The organism is Corynebacterium incognita, from assembly GCF_014217255.1.
GTDB classification, from domain to species: domain Bacteria; phylum Actinomycetota; class Actinomycetes; order Mycobacteriales; family Mycobacteriaceae; genus Corynebacterium; species Corynebacterium incognitum.
The window spans coordinates 1,602,863-1,620,138 of the sequence record NZ_CP059404.1 but is presented as its reverse complement, the minus strand read 5'-3'; the positions used below and the strand labels follow the sequence as shown (position 1 = coordinate 1,620,138).

Genomic DNA, 17,276 nt, shown 5'->3' with positions numbered 1-17,276 from the left:
CAGTTCGCAGCCCCAAAAGCCCAGTCGCATTCACCCGACACACAGCGACCTCAAAGAAAATTTCTTAAGCCTGAAGTGAAGGTTGAGGTTTCTGTGAATGCAGGTGTTAGTGTGACCACTGTTGCTGGAGGGCGTCAGGTTCGCGGGACGTATACCGGCATGGAAATCATCACTTTGCGACTTTAGGAGAAAACATGAAGCGTTTTGGCAAGTCCATCACCGCACTGGCCGTCACCGGCGCCATGAGCATCGGCCTGGCCCCGGCAGCATCCGCACAGGAAGCCGGTTTTGACTATGAGACTAACTCCAGCCGCACCGCGGTTGGCTCTTCCGAGGAGGGCGGCCTGGAGGCTACCTCTTCCATTGCGGGCAAGGGCTCCGGCGAGACCGAGGGCGTCGCTGAGGGCGAGGGCTCCGGCTCTATGGCCGGCCTGTCTTCTAAGAAGGACGATTCCACCGGTGAGACCGACGGCGACGCCGCAGGCGAAGGTTCCTTCGCTGGCCTGTCCTCCAAGAAGGACGGCGAGAACACCGACGGCACCGGCGAGGGCGACGTCACCGGCGGTTCCTCCCTGGACGAGCTCGTAGCGGGCCTGTCCTCCAGCTCCAACTCTGGCGCTGCCACCACCGATGGCGACGCTGATGGCGAGACCGACGGTGAGAGCGGCTCTACCGCTGGTTCCTCTGACCTGTTCGCTGGATCTTCCAAGGACTCCGAGGACACCGAGGGCACCGAGGGCACCGAGGGCGAAGCCCCATCCGGCTCCTCCGTTTCTCCGGAGCTTGCTCTGGGCATTGCCCTCCCGGCTGCACTACTCATCGGCGGCGTGATGTGGTACCTCAACCAGGATGGCTCCACCTACGTCACCGACGAGGCTCGCATCTCTTCCAAGCCCACCAAGGAAGAGAAGAAGGCCTCCGACGAGATGCTGAAGAACAACGAGGGCAAGGTTAAGGCCCAGGCTGAGGCAGAGGCTGGCGACGTGAACGCTGACTCCCGCGGCATCGCCGCAGAGACCGGCTCCAACACCGTGGCTCGCGGCCTCGCTGCCCTGGCCCTAGCTTCCCTGCTCGGCGCGGTTGCCTTCGTTGCCCGCCGCCGCTTCGCCCTCTAACTTCAGAGCAATGTAATCTCCCGCTCCTTTCGGGACGAACCGCGAAACAGTTTGCAGATAATCCACGGCGCTTTTCTGAGCATGACTCAGGAGGGCGCCGTGGGCTTTGTGGGACTTTCACCCCTTATTCATTCCCTACCCCGGCCAGCTTCATAAATATCCTTCGCACCGCGGGTTAAGATCTATCTACTTTCTTTCGCCAACCCTGGGGAGGTCAACTGTGTCGCCACAGCAACCGCCGCGTCGTCGCACTGACCTTGATTCCGTGCGCCTACCTCGCATCCCTCGGCGAATCCAACTTGAGCGCGACCGCCCGGCACTACGCGCCCCACGCCCCTCCTCGACGCCGCCGCACGAGCGCCACGCCCGTTCCGGCAACTACCAGCGCCGTACACCACCGCGGTTGGAGCGCACCGATCCCAACTCCCTGCGGACGGCACCCCGCCCCGCCGCTCACTCGCGGCGTCGGCAAGCAATGCCGAAGGCACCTTCACAGGCTTTGCGACGCCCCCACATGCGCCCAGCAGTCATCGTGTTGATGTGCGTCATCGCAGTGATCGCAGCCTGGGGAATCTACAAGATTGTCGACGCCTATCGTGTTGCCCCGGTGGAACCAGCGCCCAACGGCCTGGCCGCCCAGCCGATCGACTCGTCACCCGATCACGTCATCCCGCCCAGCAAAGCAGTTTCAATGTATATCCCCGCCATTGACTTAGTGGCGGAATTTGAGGATCAGCCTTGCCGGGTTAAGGACGGCGCCATCGATCCCGGAACGATGAAAGAGGCGTGCACTTTCACCTCGGAAAGCAAGCCGTACACGTTGCCGGGAACCAACTCCGAGGATATTACGGTTATCGCTGGGCACACCGGTGGTGGCGTCCCTGCCGTGTTTAACGATCTCTACGACGGTGGCGCTGACAAACACCTCATTAAAAAGGACGATCTGCTGTACGTGCGCACGGAGAACTCCGGCAGCTCTTGGATTGTCTATCGAGCCACGGACCTCCATGCCCCGGAAAAGGCAGGACTCCCCGACTCTGAGGAGATCTGGGGTACGGGTCCGATGCCGGGGCGACTACTCACGATCAGCTGCGTGCAACCAGCCAACCCCCTAGCGGCGTCGGTGCGCAACGCCGTCGTGGGCTGGCAATACGAGGGCGTCGTGGACCCCAGTGGTGTCGAGGTGGGTGCCGGTGCTGGTGGCGATAAGGCGGCCGCTGAGGTCAGCCAAGCCCCCGCCCAGCCGGCTGGCGATGACGATACCCACCTGCCGCCCCGCAGACCCCGCCGAGGTGGTAGAGGCCCCCTACCCGGAGCAAGCCCCCACAATAGCGACACAAAGGCAGCGCACTCGATTTCTAAGAAGATTCCTAGCAGGTGAGGAAATCGCTCTTCACCTGCCATTTTTCATCCCTTGGCCACCAACACTCAGGCTTCCGGCAGGAAAATATCTATATTCGCGTGACGTTTGTGACAAATGATGTTACTGTGACTTATGTTGCCAATGGGGCGCATTGGATGAACCCGTCGGCACTGTCGAAAATTCCCCCTCTCAAAGGAGAACAATCCATGAAGCGTTTTGGCACCACCCTGACCGCCACCGCAGTTTCCACCGCCCTGTTTCTCGGCGTAGCCCCGGCCACCGCACAGGAGCTTAGCGCCGACCCCGGCGCTTCCGCCGAGCTGCCCGCACCAGAGGCACCGGAGTCCCCGGCCCCGGCTGAGTCCCCTGCACCAGAGGCTCCAGCCGAGTCCGAGGCTCCGGCCGAATCCGAGGCACCGGCCGAGTCCGAGGCTCCGGCCGAGTCCGAGTCCAGCGCCCCAACCTCCGAGGCAGAGACCGAGGACAACGGCTCTTCCCTGGGTTCCTCCAAGGACGCAGAGGCCTACACCACCTGCGAGGGCAACGTTGCCACCAAGCAGGAGGACGGCACCTGGCTGTACAAGGGCACCAATGGCCAGGAACTGACCTACAGCGCCGAGGAGTTCGAGGCTCTGCGCGCTGACGACGAGGCTCTGCGCGAGTCCGGCGATGCTGATTGCGTGGCCCCGGGTCCGAACATGGGAGCCATCCTGCCTGCCCTGATAGCTATCCCGGTCGCTGGCACCATCATCTACTGGTACCTGAACAAGGACGGCAAGACCTACGTCAAGGACAAGAACCGCGTCAACGCTGAGCCGACCGCCGAAGAGAAGGCTGCGTCCAAGACCATGCTGGAAAACAACGCCGACGAGGTTGCCAAACAGGCTGCTGAGGCCAACGGCACCGACGCCACTGGCGTTCCGGCTGGCACCGATGTCGGCCTGGTTGGCGGCGACGCTGCTGGCGACCGCGGCATGCTCGCACAGACCGGCTCCAACTCCGTAGCACGCGGCCTGGCTGCCCTGGCTGTCGCCGCAATGGTTGGCGCGCTGGCTTTCGTTGCTCGCCGCCGCTTCTTCGCTTAAGCCCTAGCACTCAAGCACGCTGCCCCCACCAAGACTGAATCCCGCAACTTCGGGGTCTTGGCTAGGAGGCGGCGTTTCTATTTTTCTGTGTACCCTACTCCGCCACGAGCCATCCACGTTCGAGCAAGGTGAACACTTCCTTTGGATCGTCCATACACTGCGTGGACCAGGCGATACCGAGCGCGGCACGGTACAGCGTCTCGCCGGTCACCCCCTCACGGACCTTGCCTTCCTTCTGCGCGCCCCTGACCAAGATGTCCATGGTGGCTATGGCATTCTGACACTTCATTCCCAATGGGGATTGGTAGTCACCGGAACTCGCCTCCAAGAGCGGCTCAGCCAGGTCGTCATAGGTGCGGAACCAGCCAAACAGGGCATCAATCCACACCCGCAGTGCTTCGTAGTAACTATCAGCCTGGTTCACTGCGCCATCGAGGCTCGGCAGACAGTAGTTCTGCACCTCCATCACCTCGGAAATGAGCGCATCCCGATTGGAGAAATGGCGATACAGTGTGCCCGCCCCCACTCCGGCCGCCTTGGCAATGGCGTCCATGGACACGTTCAACCCGCGCTCCTCGAACATCTCCGCGGCGACGGAGATAATCTTCTCGCGGTTGCGCTGGGCGTCGGAACGCACTTTCTTCCGGCTGGGTGCGGTGGCCATGTTCTTCCTCCACGTTGAAATTCGGAGACTTCCTCCGTATATTAACATACGCAAACGGAATAACCCTCCACTTAAAGGACGGATGACATGAACACCGCCACTACACAGTCACTAGATCCTCGTTCCTTGCGACACACCTTCGCCGCCGTTCCCACGGGCGTCGCGCTTACTGCAGGAACGCTTGACGACGCCCCCGTGGGGCTTCTTACCAATTCCTTCGCCACCATCTCCCTGGATCCGCCGCTCGTCTCCATCAGCTTTGATCTCAGCTCCACCTCCTGGCCTCGGCTGCGCACCGTAAAGAAGGCGGGCATCAGCATCCTGAGTGAGGACAACGAGGAAACCGCCGCCCTACTACGGCGCCCCACCGCGGAGCGCTTCGACGACATCGATGTCGAGGGCCGCGGCGGCTCTGCGCTCTTCATCCCCGGCGCCGCCGCCAAGCTCGAAGTCGAGCTTGAAGAGGTCATCGAAGCCGGAGACCACCACTTAACCCTCTGGCGCGTCCTCTCCCATGAGCGGCGCCCCGATGCCACTCCCCTGGTCTTTTACGACAGCACCATGGCCCCACTCGCAATCTAGAAGGTAGACCAATGACCAATTCTGACAAACACATGCTCCTCGGCCTCGCCTCCTTCGCGTCCGCCAGCGCTCAAGCGACCGCTTGGAAGCACCCCGCCTCGAAGATGGGCCGCTTCCCCGATGTTGAGGGCCTACAACAGAGCGCCCAACTCGCGGAAAAGGGCAAGTTCCAATTCCTCTTCCTCGGGGACTTCCCGGGCGGAATTCCACGCACTAATGCCGAGGCCCCACAGAACCCACCCGAGCCGATCCTCGCTATCGCTGCCATGGCGCAGCACACCAAGAACGTCGGTTTCGCGGCCACGGCGCATACCCAGTGGCATGAGCCGTTTCATGTCGCTCGCCAGTTCAAGGCCCTCGACCTGCTCACTCACGGCCGCACCGCGTGGAACGCGGTGACTGGCTCTGATCCACAGGCCGCGGCACTCTTCGGCACATCGATGCCGTCTAGCGAGGAACGCTACGGACACGCCAGCGAATTCGTCCAGATCGTGCAAAGCTTCTGGGATTCTTGGGGCGAAGACGTCTACGCCGGCGCGGACGGCAAGGAGACTTTTGCCGACTACTCCAAGATCAAGCGCCACAGCCTTAAGGGCCAGTACCTCGAGGCAGCCGGCGCACTCCCCCTCCCGCCATCGGAGCAGGGCCAACCGGTCATGTTCCACTCCGGCGGCTCCCCGAATAGCATCGCCTTTGCGGGCCGCTTCGCCGACGTCTATGTGACCGAAGTGTTCACCCTCGAGGAAGCCAGGTACCAGCGCGAAGCCCTCCGCAAGGCGGCAGTGGAGGCTGGCCGCGAGGCAGACGACGTGAAGTTCATTGCCGGCGTCATGCCCACGATCGCCAAGGACAAGCGCACGGCGCTTGACCGACACGGGTTCTTTATGGAGCCCAAGCTGCGCCAGCAGATCCGCTACCTCAGCATGATGTTCGGCACGAACTTCGGACCCGAAGACTTGGACAAGCCGATCCCTGCAGACATCATCGAACGCGCCACATACGCCGGTGCTCGCGACCCACGCCAGGGAACCGCCATCGCCGTGGCCCAGGAGGGGTGGACGCTGCGTGACGTCATTAACCACTCGGTAGTGGACTACCACCCCGCAGTACAAGGCACCGCGACCGATGTGGCCGACCACATGCAGAAGTGGTTCGAGGAAGGCGGCGCCGACGGCTTCTGGATCATGCCCGACCTCGTCGAGCTCGATCTGGTCGCCTTTGTGGACGAAGTGGTGCCCATCCTGCAGCAGCGCGGCCTCTTCCACGAGGACCACGAGTCCAACACCCTCCGCGGCAATCTTGGGATCCGCGATCAGCAGGGCGTCGATAAGCGAATCCTCCGCCGCTAGCTCCGATACGCCCCCTATCCAACGGTCGGGATCCAAAGACCGGATTGCACTGCCCCGAAGGACCTTATCCGAACTTTGGGTTCCGACCTTTGTCATAACAACCACCACAGATCGCCAAAGGCCCCGTGCCGTCAATGACGGTGCGGGGCCTTGGTGCAGGACGCCTAGAAACTAGTTCTGGGAGTTCTTGTCCTTGAACGGGAAGCCGAGCTCGCGCAGCAGAGCGCGGCCTTCTTCGTCGTTGGTCGCGGTGGTCACCACGGTGATGTCCATACCACGAGGACGATCCATCTTGTCGATGTCAATCTCGTAGAACATGGACTGCTCGGACAGGCCGAAGGTGTAGTTGCCGTGGCCGTCGAACTGCTGATCAGACAGACCGCGGAAGTCACGAATACGTGGCAGCGCGATGGTCAGCAGGCGGTCCAGGAACTCCCACATGCGGTCGCCGCGCAGGGTCACGCGGGCGCCGATCGGCATGCCCTCACGAAGCTTGAAGTTCGCGATGGACTTGCGCGCACGGCGAATCTGCGGCTTCTGACCGGTAATGCTGGTCAGATCCTCGAGTGCGCCATTGATGAGCTTGGAGTCGCGAGCAGCGTCGCCTACGCCCATGTTCACGACGATCTTGGTGACGCCAGGAATCTGCATCACGTTGTCGTAGGAAAACTCTTCGTTCAGCTTGGTCTTGATTTCCTCGCGGTAGCGAGTCTTCAGACGAGGGGTGTAATTCTCGGCCATTGTTAGATGTCCTTCCCGTTGCTACGCGCGATACGGACTTTCTTGCCGTTCTCGTCGAATCGGTAGCCCACGCGGGTTGGGTTGCCCTCGGAGTCAACGATCGCAACGTTAGAAACGTGGATCGGAGCTTCCTGGGTCACAATGCCGCCGGACTCTGCGCCGCGCTCATTAGCGGAGTTTGCTACGTGCTTCTTGATGCGGTTAACGCCCTCAACGAGGACCTTCTCACGCTTCGGGTATGCCTCGATGACCTTGCCCTTCGCGCCCTTGTCCGGGCCCGAAATAACAACGACCATGTCGCCCTTATGGATCTTCAATTAAATCACCTCCGGCGCGAGGGAAACGATCTTCATGAAGCCCTTTTCGCGCAGCTCACGAGCAACTGGGCCGAAGATACGGGTACCACGTGGCTCGTTGTCGTTCTTGATGATGACGGCAGCGTTCTCGTCGAAGGAGATGTAAGAGCCGTCTGGACGACGGGTGCTCTTCTTCGCGCGAACGATAACAGCCTTGATGATTTCGCCTTCCTTGACGTTGCCGCCTGGAACAGCTTCCTTGACAGAGGCGACGATGATGTCACCAATGCCTGCAGAGCGTCGTACGGAACCGCCGAGTGGTCGGATGCACAGGATTTCACGTGCACCGGAGTTATCGGCAACCCGCAGACGAGATTCTTGCTGAATCACTTCTTTGGTCTCCTGACCTGGATTGGGCGCGCCAAGATTTCCGTCCCTGACACGCGTGGTCTTTGTCTTACATTCGCCATTGCTTGTCGACGAACCTGCAGCGCACGCGCCGCGGTCGAAGGGTCTCGGCAAGATTGGTTCGGAACGCACCGCACTTACCGACCTACAACGGCAACCCCGATATTCAACCATATGCAGGCGTAATCCGCCAAATCCCTGGGCCAACACACTCGGCCCAACACCTGCTCCTCTAGCCTCTTCTCATTTCGAGGGCCTGTCCCCCCTCCGACTCTCGACTGCACTTTGAAATCGTGCAGCGCTCCTCTCTGTCTAAGTCGTTTGCCTGCGGCCTGACCACAAACCCCGATCACAAGGCCGCCTGCGAGGGCTCCAGGTACTGGGCCCCCTTCGCCGCGGGCTTCGACTACGCCGAAGCTCTCGCTACCTTCCTTGAACGCCAAGGAGTGAATTTCGAATAAAGTCGCGCCGACAGCAAACCCGCCAGGAATGCGGAGTCCTTAGCAAGGTCCTCGCGCTCCTGGCGGCTGTTCATTTTTATCGCTTTTCGACGCAGCAACGCACGGGAACAAAGCGCGGATGCTGGGCATCAGAGTAAGTGACAAGAGCGCAATACACTTACTTTCAAGGAGAGACCATGACCATGTACGCCCAGCAGCCCTACATTGCCCCGCAGTTCGTCCCCACCGCCATGCCGAACACTGAAGCATACTTGGCCCGGAACGCGGCGGCGCTGCGCCGCGTGTCCATCATCACCGCAGTCATGGCACCGGTCTTCTGGCACTTGATGTGGGGACCGCAGGCGGACCCGTACCTCATGCTGCCGGAGTTCTACACCTGGCCGCTTGCGGAGCAGGTGCTCAACATCTACGTCTTCTTCCTGCTGACGTGCATGGGCGCTCGCTTCATTGGTGCCGCTTTGGCGGAGGGTGGCAATATCACACTGCGGCTCCTGGGTCTGTTCGCCGGTCTGGCTTTCTTGGTTGGCGTGGGTTATGGAACGGCTACGGGGCAGTTTGATGCCGAGCTACCCGCCCAGGAGATGGTCAATGCACTGGCTATCCGCAGCGGCATCGAGCTCGCGGGCCTCGCGGGTGTGCTTGCTGTGTTCCAGGCGCCGCTGCGTACCCGCTAAAGGACTCGCAACAGCCAAAACCCGCTGCCCAAGGAGAACCCCATGAAGCGCCTACGACTACTCGCCGTGACAGCCATCGCGTCTTCCGCCCTTGCCCCTGTCACCGCCGGCACGCAGACCTCCCTTCCCGCAGACGGCGCACTGGCCACCTCCTCCCGCGAGCTCAACAACGTCGTCTTCGGATCCCTGATGCGGATCCCTGGACTCGCTGGCCCAGCCTCCTTTGCACCCATGCTTTCTTCGCTGGGCTCCTCACTCATCGGCCTACCGCAGTGCACCTTCAGTGACACTCGCGGTTGCAAGGGGGTGTACTAGATTTAACGAGAGAAAACGACAACAAGGGCCGCATCCCTGGAATGTTCCAGCGGAAGCGGCCCTTGACTGTTGAGGGGCTAAATGATTACTTAGCCTTCTCTACGATCTCAACGAGACGGAAGTGCTTGTCCTTGGACAGCGGGCGGGTCTCAGCGATGCGTACGCGGTCGCCGACACCTGCAATCTCTTCCTCGTCGTGCGCCTTCACCTTGGAGTTGGAGCGCATGATCTTGCCGTACAGGGCGTGCTGCTTGCGGTCCTCAAGCTCGACAACGATGGTCTTGGACATCTTGTCCGAGACGACGATGCCGGTGCGAACCTTGCGAGCGCCCTTTTCCTTCTCCTGCTTAGGAGTCGGTGCTTTCTGGGTTTCAGTCACGTTTGCCTCACTCATTGTTTAAGCCTCAGCTCCTGGAGCAACGGACAGACCAAGCTCGCGCTCGCGCAGCACGGTGTAGATGCGAGCAATGTCGCGCTTGACCGTGGAGATGCGGCGGTTGTTGGTCAACTGACCGGTGGCCAGCTGGAAGCGCAGGTTGAACAGCTCTTCCTTGGCGTCAGCCAGGCGCTTGTTCAGCTCAGCGTTATCCAGCTCGCGGAACTCATGGGCGGGGGTACCGGAAGCCATTAGAACTGGTCCTCCTTCTTGATGATGCGGACCTTGCAAGGCAACTTCTGGCCTGCGCGGCGCAGAGCCTCGACAGCCACAGCCTCGTTCGGGTAGGACATTTCGAAGAGAACACGGCCTGGCTTAACATTAGCCACCCACTTCTCCACTGGGCCCTTACCGGAACCCATACGCACGCCGAGCGGCTTCTGGGTCAGGGGACGGTCCGGGAAGATGTTGATCCACACCTTGCCACCACGCTTGACGTGGCGGTTGATGGCAATACGAGCGGACTCAATCTGACGGTTGGTGATGTAAGCAGGCTCGAGAGCCTGGATTGCGTAGTCACCGAAGTTGATGCGGTTGCCGCCCTTGGACATGCCCTTACGGGATGGGCGGTGCTGGCGACGGTACTTAACGCGCTTAGGAATCAGCATGGATTAACCCTCCTGCTTCTGCTGTGCGCGCTGGCGACGCTGGCCACCGCGGCGCGGACGACCATTGCGGTCACCGCGGCCACCACGACCTGCTGCCGGAGCGTTGATTTCGGACTCACGACGGCCGCCTACAACGTCGCCCTTGTAGATCCACACCTTGACGCCAATGCGTCCGAAGGTGGTGTGGGCCTCGGCAACGCCGTAGTCGATCTCGGCGCGAAGGGTGTGCAGCGGAACGCGGCCCTCGTGGTAGCGCTCGGTGCGGGACATTTCTGCGCCGCCCAGGCGGCCAGAGCAAATGACCTTGATGCCCTTCACCTGCGGCTGGCGCATAGCGCCCTGGATAGCCTTGCGCATTGCGCGGCGGAAAGCCACGCGGTTAACCAGCTGCTCAGCGATGGACTGAGCAACGAGGGTTGCGTTAGCGTCAACCTGCTTGACCTCGAGGATGTTGAGGGCGACCATCTTGCCGGTGAGCTTCTCGAGCTCGCGGCGGATGCGGTCAGCCTCAGCACCGCGGCGGCCAATCACGATGCCCGGGCGGGCGGTGTGAATGTCCACGCGGACGCGGTCGCGGGTGCGCTCGATAACGACGTCGGCGATGCCGGCGCGGTCGAGGCCCTTGGACAGGTATTCGCGGATCTTGATGTCTTCGGCTACGTAGTTTGCGTAGTCCTTATCGGCAAACCAGTGGGTCTTCCAGTCGGAAGTGATACCCAGACGTAGGCCGTGAGGATGGATTTTCTGGCCCATTACTTGGCACCTTCCTTCTGGCTCTCAACAACCACGGTGATGTGGCTGGTGCGCTTGCGGATCATGAAAGCACGGCCCTGAGCGCGTGGCTGGAAACGACGCATGGTCGGCCCCTCGTTGGCGTAAGCCTCGGAGATGACCAGGGTCTTCGGATCCAGGCCGAAGTTGTTTTCAGCGTTAGCTGCTGCGGAAGCAACAACCTTAGCCACTGGCTTGGAAGCGCCCTGCGGAGCGTACTTCAGGATGGCCAGTGCCTCGGCCACGGACTTGCCGCGGACCAGGTCAATGACTCGGCGTGCCTTCATCGGGGTGACGCGAACGTATCGGGCAGTGGCCGATGCGGAAGTGATAGTGTCACTCATCGCTTATCGACGTCCCTTCTTGTCTTCTTTAACGTGACCCTTGAAGGTCTTGGTTGGAGCGAACTCGCCCAGCTTGTGGCCGACCATCGAATCGTCGATGAACACCGGCACGTGCTTACGACCGTCGTGAACGGCGAAAGTGTGGCCAATGAAGTCCGGCAGAATGGTCGAACGGCGAGACCAGGTCTTGATGACCTGCTTGGTGCCCTTTTCGTTCTGTGCATCTACCTTGTTGAGGAGGTGCTCATCAACGAACGGGCCTTTCTTCAGGCTGCGTGGCATAGCGTCTTACCTCCTCTTAGCGCTTCTTGTTCGCACGACGACGGCGCACGATCATGTTGTTGGAGTAACGGTTCGGGTTGCGGGTACGGCCTTCCTTCTGGCCCCATGGGGACACCGGGTGACGACCACCGGAGGTCTTACCTTCACCACCACCGTGTGGGTGATCGACCGGGTTCATAACGACACCACGGACGGTCGGGCGGACGCCCTTCCAGCGCATACGACCGGCCTTACCCCAGCGGATGTTCATCTGCTCAGCGTTGCCGACTTCGCCGACCGTTGCACGGCAGCGAATGTCTACGCGGCGGATCTCGGAGGACGGCATACGCAGGATTGCGTACTTGCCTTCCTTACCAAGCAGCTGGATGGAAGCACCAGCGGAACGAGCAAGCTTAGCGCCTGCGCCCGGCTTGAGTTCGACAGCGTGGATGGTGGTACCGGTTGGGATGTTGCGCAGCGGCAGGTTGTTGCCTACCTTGATGTCAGCATTCGGACCGGCCTCCAGCATCATCCCCTGCTTGAGGGACTTCGGAGCCAGGATGTAGCGCTTCTCGCCGTCCACGTAGTGAAGCAGCGCGATATTAGCGGTACGGTTCGGGTCGTACTCGATGTGAGCGACCTTCGCGGGGATGCCGTCCTTGTCATTACGACGGAAGTCGATGACGCGGTAACGGCGCTTGTGTCCGCCACCCTTGTGACGGGTGGTGATGTGACCGTGTACGTTACGGCCACCGGTCTTGTGAAGCGGGCGCAGCAGGCTCTTTTCCGGAGTCGAACGAGTCAGCTCGTCGAACTCGGAAACAGAGGATGCGCGGCGACCCGGAGTTGTCGGCTTGTACTTACGAATAGCCATAATGTGTCCTTTTCTGTCACCTTAGGCGGTTGCGCCGCCGAAGATGTCGATGGAGTCGCTGCCCTCGCGGAGCGTCACATACGCGCGCTTGGTGTCCTTACGCTTACCGAAGCCGGTGCGGGTGCGCTTACGCTTGCCCTCGCGGTTGACGGTGTTCACGGAAGAAACCTTCACGCCGAAGATCTGCTCGATGGCATCTTTAATCTGGGTCTTGTTGGAGTCCTTGGCTACGAAGAACGTGTAGACGTTCTGCTCCATGAGGCCATAGGACTTCTCGGAGACGACCGGAGCGATGATGATATCGCGCGGGTTGGCAATCTTAGCCATTGTTCTCCTCCTTGACGTCGGCGGTGTTCTCGCCGGCGACGCGGTTGACGAAGGTGTGCAGTGCCTCAGCAGAGAACACAACGTCGTCAGCGTTCAGGACGTCGTAGGTGTTCAGCTGGCCTGCGTCCAGGATGTGGACGTTAGGCAGGTTGTTGGCGCTACGGCGAGCGTTCAGATCTTCGCGACCAATGACCAGCAGAACCGACTTGTTGTCGGTCAGACGCTCAAGGAACGCCTTTGCGGACTTGGTGGAAGGCTTCTGCCCCGGAACGAGTTCCTCGATGACGTGGATGCGGGATGCGCGGGCACGGTTGGTGAGTGCGCCGAACAGAGCAGCCTTGATCATCTTCTTAGGAGTACGCTGCGCGTAGTCACGCGGCTGCGGACCGTGAACGGTGCCACCGCCGGTGTAGTGAGGCGCGCGGATCGAGCCCTGACGGGCGCGACCGGTGCCCTTCTGACGGAACGGCTTACGGCCACCGCCCGCGACCATGCCGCGGGTCTTGGTGGCGTGGGTGCCCTGGCGGGCAGAAGCCAGCTGTGCGGTAACGACCTGGTGCATCAGTGCAACAGATGCCTCACGGTCGAAAATCTCAGCAGGCAGCTCCACAGAGCCGTTGGTCTTACCGTCAGCGGTCTGGACGTCTAGCTTGAGGTTGCTCATGCGTGTGCACCGCCCTTCACTGCGGTCTTAACGGTGACGAGGCCGCCGCGCGCACCCGGGATAGCACCCTTGATGAGCAGCAGGTTGGACTCGGCATCGATCTTCTGAATCTTCAGGTTCTGGGTGGTAACGCGGTCCTGGCCCATGCGGCCAGCCATGCGCTTACCCTTGAAGACGCGGCCTGGGGTGGCAGCGCCACCAATACCACCGACGCGACGGTGTGCAGCCTGGTTACCGTGTGCAGCACCCTGGCCAGCGAAGCCGTGGCGCTTCATTGCGCCGGCGTAGCCGTGGCCCTTGGTGGTGCCGGTGACGTCGACGAAGGTGATGCCCTCGAAGACGTCGACGGTGACGTCCTGGCCGACCTCGTATGCGGAGGTGTCGTCCATGCGGATTTCAGCCACGTAGCGACGCGGGGTCACGCCAGCCTTCTTGAAGTGGCCGGCCTGTGGCTTGTTGGCCTTACGGGGATCAATCTCGCCGTAAGCGATCTGGATGGCGTTGTAGCCATCGGTTTCCTTGGTGCGGATCTGGGTCACGACACACGGCCCAGCCTCGACGACGGTGACCGGTACTACGCGGTTCTCCTCGTCGAAGACCTGGGTCATGCCGAGCTTTTTGCCCAGAATGCCCTTGATCTCGTTTTCACTCATTGTTTGTTCTCCACCAAACTTTTAATAGTATTGGTGCCCTTGATTTAAGGGCACTTACTGGATATTCACGTCGACGCTTGCCGGAAGATCGATGCGCATGAGCGCGTCAACGGTCTTCGGAGTTGGGTCGAGAATGTCGATCAGACGCTTGTGAGTGCGCATCTCGAAGTGCTCGCGAGAATCCTTGTACTTGTGCGGAGAACGAATAACGGCGTATACGTTCTTCTCGGTAGGCAACGGCACAGGACCAACAACACGAGCACCCGTACGGGTCACGGTCTCAACGATCTTCTTTGCAGAAGCGTCGATTGCCTCGTGGTCGTAGGCCTTCAGCCGAATGCGGATCTTTTGTCCCGCCACGCTTATCCTCTTCCTCGCATGTCCCACATTCACGTGTTGTGAAGCGGTGGGAATATAGCTTCTCGATTTTCTCTATAACGTTGTCCGAACCATTGAATGGGCACGGGCGCAACGCCAGTTGACTTGACTGCCATGACTGACCTGGGTTCCGGGCACGTGAGACAAACAAACGTGCATCCAGTGTTTCCCAGACGGGGTACAAGACCCGACGCCAAGAAATGTAGGAAGGAGGACGGTTGTCACGCATTACACGTGGCGCCACCTTACATATACTGCCGCTGTTTATTTGCCATGCCCTTCTCCAGTCCATTTCGCTCGGGATGTCACTTACCATGACGACAACGTGGAACTTACGAACCTCGTTCTCGCGGACCTAGCCCGATTGAAAGACCTTCCATGACGACGGAAGCCGCCAAACAAAGGTGTCATGTTCGCCTCACCAGCAACGCTTCCTAACCCTGAGGCCTTGAGCCCGCGTGTTTACAAGCGTTGTGTTAAAGCAACCCCTGTATTGAACCATGCCGTGGCGCCATAAATCAAACTGCTCTTTTTGCAGTTATGCTCGATGTCATGAACTCCCCCGAGAATGAGCACACCACCGATCAGTTTGATCCCGGTACCACGACTCCGGGTGTCGGCACCACAAACCCCGGGAATGATGCACTTGCCACGGCTTATGGAGCTGACGCCGCGGCAAACTCCAACCTTCATACCCAGTCCGGCACCACGGTGATTGAGGACGCCGTAGTGTCCAAAATCGCGGGCATCGCTGCGCGTGAGGTATCTGGCGTGGCCAGCCTGGGCGCGGGCAGCGCGCGGGTTCTGAGCAACTTGCGCGAGTCCTTCGGCGCCAATACCGACGTGCGCCAGGGCGTGTCCGTGGCCATCCATAACGGCGTGGCCACCGTAGGCGTGGCCATTATCGCGGAGTACGGCGTGGCCATTCACGAATTAGCGGAGGCGATCCGCCGCAACATCATCACCGGCGTGGAGCGCATGACCGGCCTCGTCGTAGAGCGCGTGGATGTGACTGTGCACGATGTGAAGCTCCCGAACGAGGTCAGCGAGGACTCCGACGCCGCGGGCACCCCGGCCGCTCCGGCGGCACCGCCGGTGTCCTCCGCGGCAGCCCCCACGACTCCGCAGACCGGAGCTCCGCAATCCCACCCCCCACAGTCTTAGGCGGGCGTTAACCGTGGCCGATTACTCCCCACGCCCCAGTTCGCCGCCGGCCCTTGACCTGGCTGTGGCACAGAAGCTTTCCGACGCCGTGTGCAGTCTGCACGGCGTTGCGGGCATGTACAGCGGCGACTACGGCGAGTTGGCTCTCCTCCTCCCCGGCGGGAAGGTCCCGGGCCTACGCACACCGTTATCGGACGAGTTTCGTGTAGAGATCTATCCTGTCGTTGACGTTTCCACCGTGGTGTCCCTGCCCGAATTGGGAACTGCCATCCAGGCCACCGCTCGGGAGATTCTCCACTCGGCCGGGTTCAACTCCCCGCACATTGACGTTCGATTCGCCGCTGCCACCGGCAGCTTCGGCGATAGCTTGGAAGGTTTACGGTGATTAGCCCTCATGTTTAACTACACGATTCTCGGAGTCCTCATCGGCCTCGCAGTGGCGATTGCCATCATGCTGGGCAGCCCGGCGATCATTTTGGCATTGGTCCTGGCCACCGTCGGCGGGCTGATCGGCGCTCATTTTGACGGCCGCGTCAACCTGATGGAGCTGTGGAATAACTTCATCGGCAAGGGCAAGGCCTAGGACGTGACAACCATGGCAGAGTCAACAACGTCACTCGGGGACACGATTATCGAGCCCAAGGTCATCGAAAAGCTGGCTGCGACAGCGGTGCGTAGCGTGCCCGGCACCGTGGAGACCGAAGCCAAGCTGGGAGGTATCGCTGGGCGTTCGTTCCCGCGCTTTCACGTCCAGGTGGATAACACCCACTGTTTAGCTTCCGTGGACGCCTTCCTTGCAGTCAGCTGGCCCAGCCCCACGACGCACGTAGCCGCCACCGTCCGGCAGGCGATCGCCGACGCCCTCGCGGTTTACGCGGGTTTTGAGACGTCGCGCATCAACGTGGAGATTGGACAGGCGCGCCCTGGGCGTCGAGTACACAGCACAGACCTACGCCGCCCCGCGTTTTACGCGGCGCGGCCGCGCTACCGCGAGCTCAATGCTTGGTCTCCGCAGGTACGCCAGCAGCACGCCCTCGCTCGCCCCGCTGTACCGCAGCCAGGGCCGCTGCGTCCGGTGACGGTACGGCCTGCCGCTGCGTTGAAGGAGATTACAACGCTACCTCCACAGCCGCTACGCCCAATCACTGTCACGCGACTTTTCGCCCCAGGAGGTGACGCCTCGTGAGTGCTCCCGCCCCACGTGCCCTGGCGTCAGTGCGCATTCTGGTAATCCTCCTAGGCATACTCGCCCTGGCGTTTTCCATCGTGTTGGCCCGCGAGGCTTGGATCGCTTGGACCGACTCCCCCTGGGGTTCCTGGATCCAGCCACTCGCAGATGCCATGGCGAGCACAGAACTACCCGCCTGGGGCATCCCCTTGGCGATCATCTCCATCGCTGTGGGGGGCGTCGGGGTCTTTGCCGCGCTGAAGCCGCGGCGACGCACCCACCGCGCACTGACCTCTAGCACTATCTCTGCCTGGACGCGCCCCGTGGACATCGCCCGCGTATGTTCCGCCACCGCCCAGCGCACCCCTGGTGTCGCAGCGGCTCGAGCGACAGTGACCTCCAAGCACGCACACGTCGTTGTCAACGGTGACTCCGAGGACGCTGGGCTGCAGGCGCGTGTCCACTCCGCAATCACCACCGCGCTCAGCGTGCTGCCCTCCCCGCCGAAGGTATCGGTGACCGTGGAAGCCGCCACCGAGGAAATGGGCGAAGTGTACAGCGGAGAGGAGGCCTGA

The 17,276-nt window shown here is 61.2% G+C and carries 28 protein-coding genes; 13 read left to right on the top strand and 15 right to left on the bottom strand.

Annotation, left to right across the window (positions count from 1 at the left end):
* Positions 1-194 precede the first annotated feature (194 nt).
* The 3 genes from H0194_RS07525 (at position 195) to H0194_RS07515 (ending at position 3,563) form a co-directional block, all read left to right on the top strand.
* Positions 195-1,115: a hypothetical protein gene (locus tag H0194_RS07525; protein ID WP_185175314.1), complete on the top strand. Its 921-nt coding sequence runs from the start codon at positions 195-197 to the stop codon at positions 1,113-1,115.
* A 220-nt stretch (positions 1,116-1,335) separates the two neighbouring features.
* Positions 1,336-2,496, top strand: coding sequence for a sortase family protein (locus tag H0194_RS07520; RefSeq protein ID WP_185175313.1), 1,161 nt, complete (start codon positions 1,336-1,338; stop codon positions 2,494-2,496).
* Positions 2,497-2,684: 188 nt separating this feature from the next.
* The gene (locus H0194_RS07515) at positions 2,685-3,563 is read left to right on the top strand and encodes a hypothetical protein (RefSeq protein WP_185175312.1); all 879 of its coding nucleotides are present in this window, start codon (positions 2,685-2,687) and stop codon (positions 3,561-3,563) included.
* A gap of 94 nt (positions 3,564-3,657) precedes the next feature.
* Here H0194_RS07515 and H0194_RS07510 read toward each other — a convergent pair whose 3' ends face one another.
* On the bottom strand, positions 3,658-4,227 hold the full coding sequence (locus H0194_RS07510; protein WP_185175311.1) for a TetR/AcrR family transcriptional regulator: 570 nt from the start codon (positions 4,225-4,227) through the stop codon (positions 3,658-3,660).
* 87 nt (positions 4,228-4,314) lie between these two features.
* Between H0194_RS07510 and H0194_RS07505 the strand changes: the two genes are divergently transcribed.
* Positions 4,315-4,809, top strand: a complete 495-nt coding sequence (locus H0194_RS07505) for a flavin reductase family protein (protein ID WP_185175310.1) — start codon at positions 4,315-4,317, stop codon at positions 4,807-4,809.
* Between the two features lie 11 nt (positions 4,810-4,820).
* Positions 4,821-6,158: an NtaA/DmoA family FMN-dependent monooxygenase gene (locus H0194_RS07500; protein WP_185175309.1), complete on the top strand. Its 1,338-nt coding sequence runs from the start codon at positions 4,821-4,823 to the stop codon at positions 6,156-6,158.
* 171 nt (positions 6,159-6,329) lie between these two features.
* On the opposite strand, the gene rplE is transcribed toward H0194_RS07500, so the two are convergent.
* The 3 genes from rplE to rplN are packed head-to-tail and all read right to left on the bottom strand — an operon-like array spanning position 6,330 to position 7,585.
* Positions 6,330-6,899: a 50S ribosomal protein L5 gene (gene rplE, locus H0194_RS07495; protein WP_185175308.1), complete on the bottom strand. Its 570-nt coding sequence runs from the start codon at positions 6,897-6,899 to the stop codon at positions 6,330-6,332.
* A 2-nt stretch (positions 6,900-6,901) separates the two neighbouring features.
* Positions 6,902-7,216, bottom strand: coding sequence for a 50S ribosomal protein L24 (rplX, locus tag H0194_RS07490; protein ID WP_185175307.1), 315 nt, complete (start codon positions 7,214-7,216; stop codon positions 6,902-6,904).
* The gene (gene rplN / locus H0194_RS07485; RefSeq protein WP_185175306.1) at positions 7,217-7,585 is read right to left on the bottom strand and encodes a 50S ribosomal protein L14; all 369 of its coding nucleotides are present in this window, start codon (positions 7,583-7,585) and stop codon (positions 7,217-7,219) included. It abuts the gene before it with no gap.
* A gap of 311 nt (positions 7,586-7,896) precedes the next feature.
* On the opposite strand from rplN, the gene H0194_RS07480 reads away from it, so the two are divergent.
* The 3 genes from H0194_RS07480 (at position 7,897) to H0194_RS07470 (ending at position 9,053) form a co-directional block, all read left to right on the top strand.
* A complete protein-coding gene (locus tag H0194_RS07480; RefSeq protein ID WP_185175305.1) occupies positions 7,897-8,064 on the top strand; it encodes a hypothetical protein in 168 nt (55 codons plus the stop codon).
* A gap of 176 nt (positions 8,065-8,240) precedes the next feature.
* A complete protein-coding gene (locus H0194_RS07475; protein ID WP_185175304.1) occupies positions 8,241-8,738 on the top strand; it encodes a hypothetical protein in 498 nt (165 codons plus the stop codon).
* A gap of 42 nt (positions 8,739-8,780) precedes the next feature.
* On the top strand, positions 8,781-9,053 hold the full coding sequence (locus H0194_RS07470; RefSeq protein WP_185175303.1) for a hypothetical protein: 273 nt from the start codon (positions 8,781-8,783) through the stop codon (positions 9,051-9,053).
* A gap of 85 nt (positions 9,054-9,138) precedes the next feature.
* Here H0194_RS07470 and rpsQ read toward each other — a convergent pair whose 3' ends face one another.
* The 11 genes from rpsQ to rpsJ are packed head-to-tail and all read right to left on the bottom strand — an operon-like array spanning position 9,139 to position 14,351.
* The gene (rpsQ, locus tag H0194_RS07465; protein WP_185175302.1) at positions 9,139-9,447 is read right to left on the bottom strand and encodes a 30S ribosomal protein S17; all 309 of its coding nucleotides are present in this window, start codon (positions 9,445-9,447) and stop codon (positions 9,139-9,141) included.
* A 3-nt stretch (positions 9,448-9,450) separates the two neighbouring features.
* Positions 9,451-9,681 (bottom strand): 50S ribosomal protein L29, encoded by a 231-nt coding sequence (rpmC, locus tag H0194_RS07460; RefSeq protein ID WP_185175301.1) that lies wholly within the window; start codon positions 9,679-9,681, stop codon positions 9,451-9,453.
* Entirely contained in the window at positions 9,681-10,097 is a 417-nt protein-coding gene (rplP, locus tag H0194_RS07455) for a 50S ribosomal protein L16 (protein WP_185175300.1), read from the bottom strand. The genes rpmC and rplP overlap by 1 nt, the downstream gene beginning before the upstream one ends.
* Before the next feature lie 3 nt (positions 10,098-10,100).
* The gene (gene rpsC, locus H0194_RS07450) at positions 10,101-10,850 is read right to left on the bottom strand and encodes a 30S ribosomal protein S3 (protein ID WP_185175299.1); all 750 of its coding nucleotides are present in this window, start codon (positions 10,848-10,850) and stop codon (positions 10,101-10,103) included.
* A complete protein-coding gene (rplV, locus tag H0194_RS07445) occupies positions 10,850-11,212 on the bottom strand; it encodes a 50S ribosomal protein L22 (protein WP_185175298.1) in 363 nt (120 codons plus the stop codon). Before rplV ends, rpsC begins: the two co-directional genes overlap by 1 nt.
* Before the next feature lie 3 nt (positions 11,213-11,215).
* Positions 11,216-11,494, bottom strand: coding sequence for a 30S ribosomal protein S19 (gene rpsS, locus H0194_RS07440; RefSeq protein ID WP_018023292.1), 279 nt, complete (start codon positions 11,492-11,494; stop codon positions 11,216-11,218).
* Between the two features lie 16 nt (positions 11,495-11,510).
* Positions 11,511-12,347, bottom strand: coding sequence for a 50S ribosomal protein L2 (gene rplB, locus H0194_RS07435; RefSeq protein ID WP_185175297.1), 837 nt, complete (start codon positions 12,345-12,347; stop codon positions 11,511-11,513).
* A 21-nt stretch (positions 12,348-12,368) separates the two neighbouring features.
* A complete protein-coding gene (gene rplW / locus H0194_RS07430) occupies positions 12,369-12,674 on the bottom strand; it encodes a 50S ribosomal protein L23 (protein ID WP_185175296.1) in 306 nt (101 codons plus the stop codon).
* Positions 12,667-13,338 carry a 50S ribosomal protein L4 gene (gene rplD, locus H0194_RS07425; protein ID WP_185175295.1) on the bottom strand — a complete coding sequence of 224 codons (672 nt, stop codon included), beginning with the start codon at positions 13,336-13,338 and terminating at the stop codon, positions 12,667-12,669. The genes rplW and rplD overlap by 8 nt, the downstream gene beginning before the upstream one ends.
* On the bottom strand, positions 13,335-13,991 hold the full coding sequence (rplC, locus tag H0194_RS07420; protein WP_185175294.1) for a 50S ribosomal protein L3: 657 nt from the start codon (positions 13,989-13,991) through the stop codon (positions 13,335-13,337). Before rplC ends, rplD begins: the two co-directional genes overlap by 4 nt.
* A 54-nt stretch (positions 13,992-14,045) precedes the next feature.
* Complete coding sequence (gene rpsJ, locus H0194_RS07415; protein WP_003848085.1) at positions 14,046-14,351, bottom strand: 30S ribosomal protein S10; 306 nt, start codon at positions 14,349-14,351, stop codon at positions 14,046-14,048.
* A gap of 570 nt (positions 14,352-14,921) precedes the next feature.
* Between rpsJ and H0194_RS07410 the strand changes: the two genes are divergently transcribed.
* From H0194_RS07410 to H0194_RS07390, 5 genes are read left to right on the top strand one after another with little or no spacing between them, the layout of a single operon-like run.
* Complete coding sequence (locus H0194_RS07410) at positions 14,922-15,533, top strand: Asp23/Gls24 family envelope stress response protein (protein ID WP_246388840.1); 612 nt, start codon at positions 14,922-14,924, stop codon at positions 15,531-15,533.
* Between the two features lie 13 nt (positions 15,534-15,546).
* The gene (locus tag H0194_RS07405; RefSeq protein ID WP_185175292.1) at positions 15,547-15,918 is read left to right on the top strand and encodes a hypothetical protein; all 372 of its coding nucleotides are present in this window, start codon (positions 15,547-15,549) and stop codon (positions 15,916-15,918) included.
* 9 nt (positions 15,919-15,927) lie between these two features.
* Entirely contained in the window at positions 15,928-16,116 is a 189-nt protein-coding gene (locus tag H0194_RS07400; RefSeq protein ID WP_185175291.1) for a hypothetical protein, read from the top strand.
* Between the two features lie 12 nt (positions 16,117-16,128).
* Positions 16,129-16,719 (top strand): Asp23/Gls24 family envelope stress response protein, encoded by a 591-nt coding sequence (locus H0194_RS07395; RefSeq protein WP_185175290.1) that lies wholly within the window; start codon positions 16,129-16,131, stop codon positions 16,717-16,719.
* On the top strand, positions 16,716-17,276 hold the full coding sequence (locus tag H0194_RS07390; RefSeq protein ID WP_185175289.1) for a DUF6286 domain-containing protein: 561 nt from the start codon (positions 16,716-16,718) through the stop codon (positions 17,274-17,276). Before H0194_RS07395 ends, H0194_RS07390 begins: the two co-directional genes overlap by 4 nt.

Excerpts from the sequence above, each read along its gene's own strand:
- H0194_RS07510 (WP_185175311.1), bottom strand. The coding sequence starts at position 4,227 with ATGGCCACCGCACCCAGCCGGAAGAAAGTGCGTTCCGACGCCCAGCGC.
- H0194_RS07400 (WP_185175291.1), top strand. The coding sequence starts at position 15,928 with ATGTTTAACTACACGATTCTCGGAGTCCTCATCGGCCTCGCAGTGGCG.
- rpsS (WP_018023292.1), bottom strand. The coding sequence starts at position 11,494 with ATGCCACGCAGCCTGAAGAAAGGCCCGTTCGTTGATGAGCACCTCCTC.
- rplE (WP_185175308.1), bottom strand. The coding sequence starts at position 6,899 with ATGGCCGAGAATTACACCCCTCGTCTGAAGACTCGCTACCGCGAGGAA.
- H0194_RS07410 (WP_246388840.1), top strand. The coding sequence starts at position 14,922 with ATGAACTCCCCCGAGAATGAGCACACCACCGATCAGTTTGATCCCGGT.
- H0194_RS07475 (WP_185175304.1), top strand. The coding sequence starts at position 8,241 with ATGACCATGTACGCCCAGCAGCCCTACATTGCCCCGCAGTTCGTCCCC.
- H0194_RS07525 (WP_185175314.1), top strand. The coding sequence starts at position 195 with ATGAAGCGTTTTGGCAAGTCCATCACCGCACTGGCCGTCACCGGCGCC.
- rplC (WP_185175294.1), bottom strand. The coding sequence starts at position 13,991 with ATGAGTGAAAACGAGATCAAGGGCATTCTGGGCAAAAAGCTCGGCATG.
- H0194_RS07470 (WP_185175303.1), top strand. The coding sequence starts at position 8,781 with ATGAAGCGCCTACGACTACTCGCCGTGACAGCCATCGCGTCTTCCGCC.
- H0194_RS07505 (WP_185175310.1), top strand. The coding sequence starts at position 4,315 with ATGAACACCGCCACTACACAGTCACTAGATCCTCGTTCCTTGCGACAC.
- rpsQ (WP_185175302.1), bottom strand. The coding sequence starts at position 9,447 with ATGAGTGAGGCAAACGTGACTGAAACCCAGAAAGCACCGACTCCTAAG.
- rpmC (WP_185175301.1), bottom strand. The coding sequence starts at position 9,681 with ATGGCTTCCGGTACCCCCGCCCATGAGTTCCGCGAGCTGGATAACGCT.
- rplV (WP_185175298.1), bottom strand. The coding sequence starts at position 11,212 with ATGAGTGACACTATCACTTCCGCATCGGCCACTGCCCGATACGTTCGC.
- rplB (WP_185175297.1), bottom strand. The coding sequence starts at position 12,347 with ATGGCTATTCGTAAGTACAAGCCGACAACTCCGGGTCGCCGCGCATCC.
- rpsC (WP_185175299.1), bottom strand. The coding sequence starts at position 10,850 with ATGGGCCAGAAAATCCATCCTCACGGCCTACGTCTGGGTATCACTTCC.
- rplW (WP_185175296.1), bottom strand. The coding sequence starts at position 12,674 with ATGGCTAAGATTGCCAACCCGCGCGATATCATCATCGCTCCGGTCGTC.
- rplD (WP_185175295.1), bottom strand. The coding sequence starts at position 13,338 with ATGAGCAACCTCAAGCTAGACGTCCAGACCGCTGACGGTAAGACCAAC.
- H0194_RS07395 (WP_185175290.1), top strand. The coding sequence starts at position 16,129 with ATGGCAGAGTCAACAACGTCACTCGGGGACACGATTATCGAGCCCAAG.
- H0194_RS07500 (WP_185175309.1), top strand. The coding sequence starts at position 4,821 with ATGACCAATTCTGACAAACACATGCTCCTCGGCCTCGCCTCCTTCGCG.
- H0194_RS07515 (WP_185175312.1), top strand. The coding sequence starts at position 2,685 with ATGAAGCGTTTTGGCACCACCCTGACCGCCACCGCAGTTTCCACCGCC.
- rplP (WP_185175300.1), bottom strand. The coding sequence starts at position 10,097 with ATGCTGATTCCTAAGCGCGTTAAGTACCGTCGCCAGCACCGCCCATCC.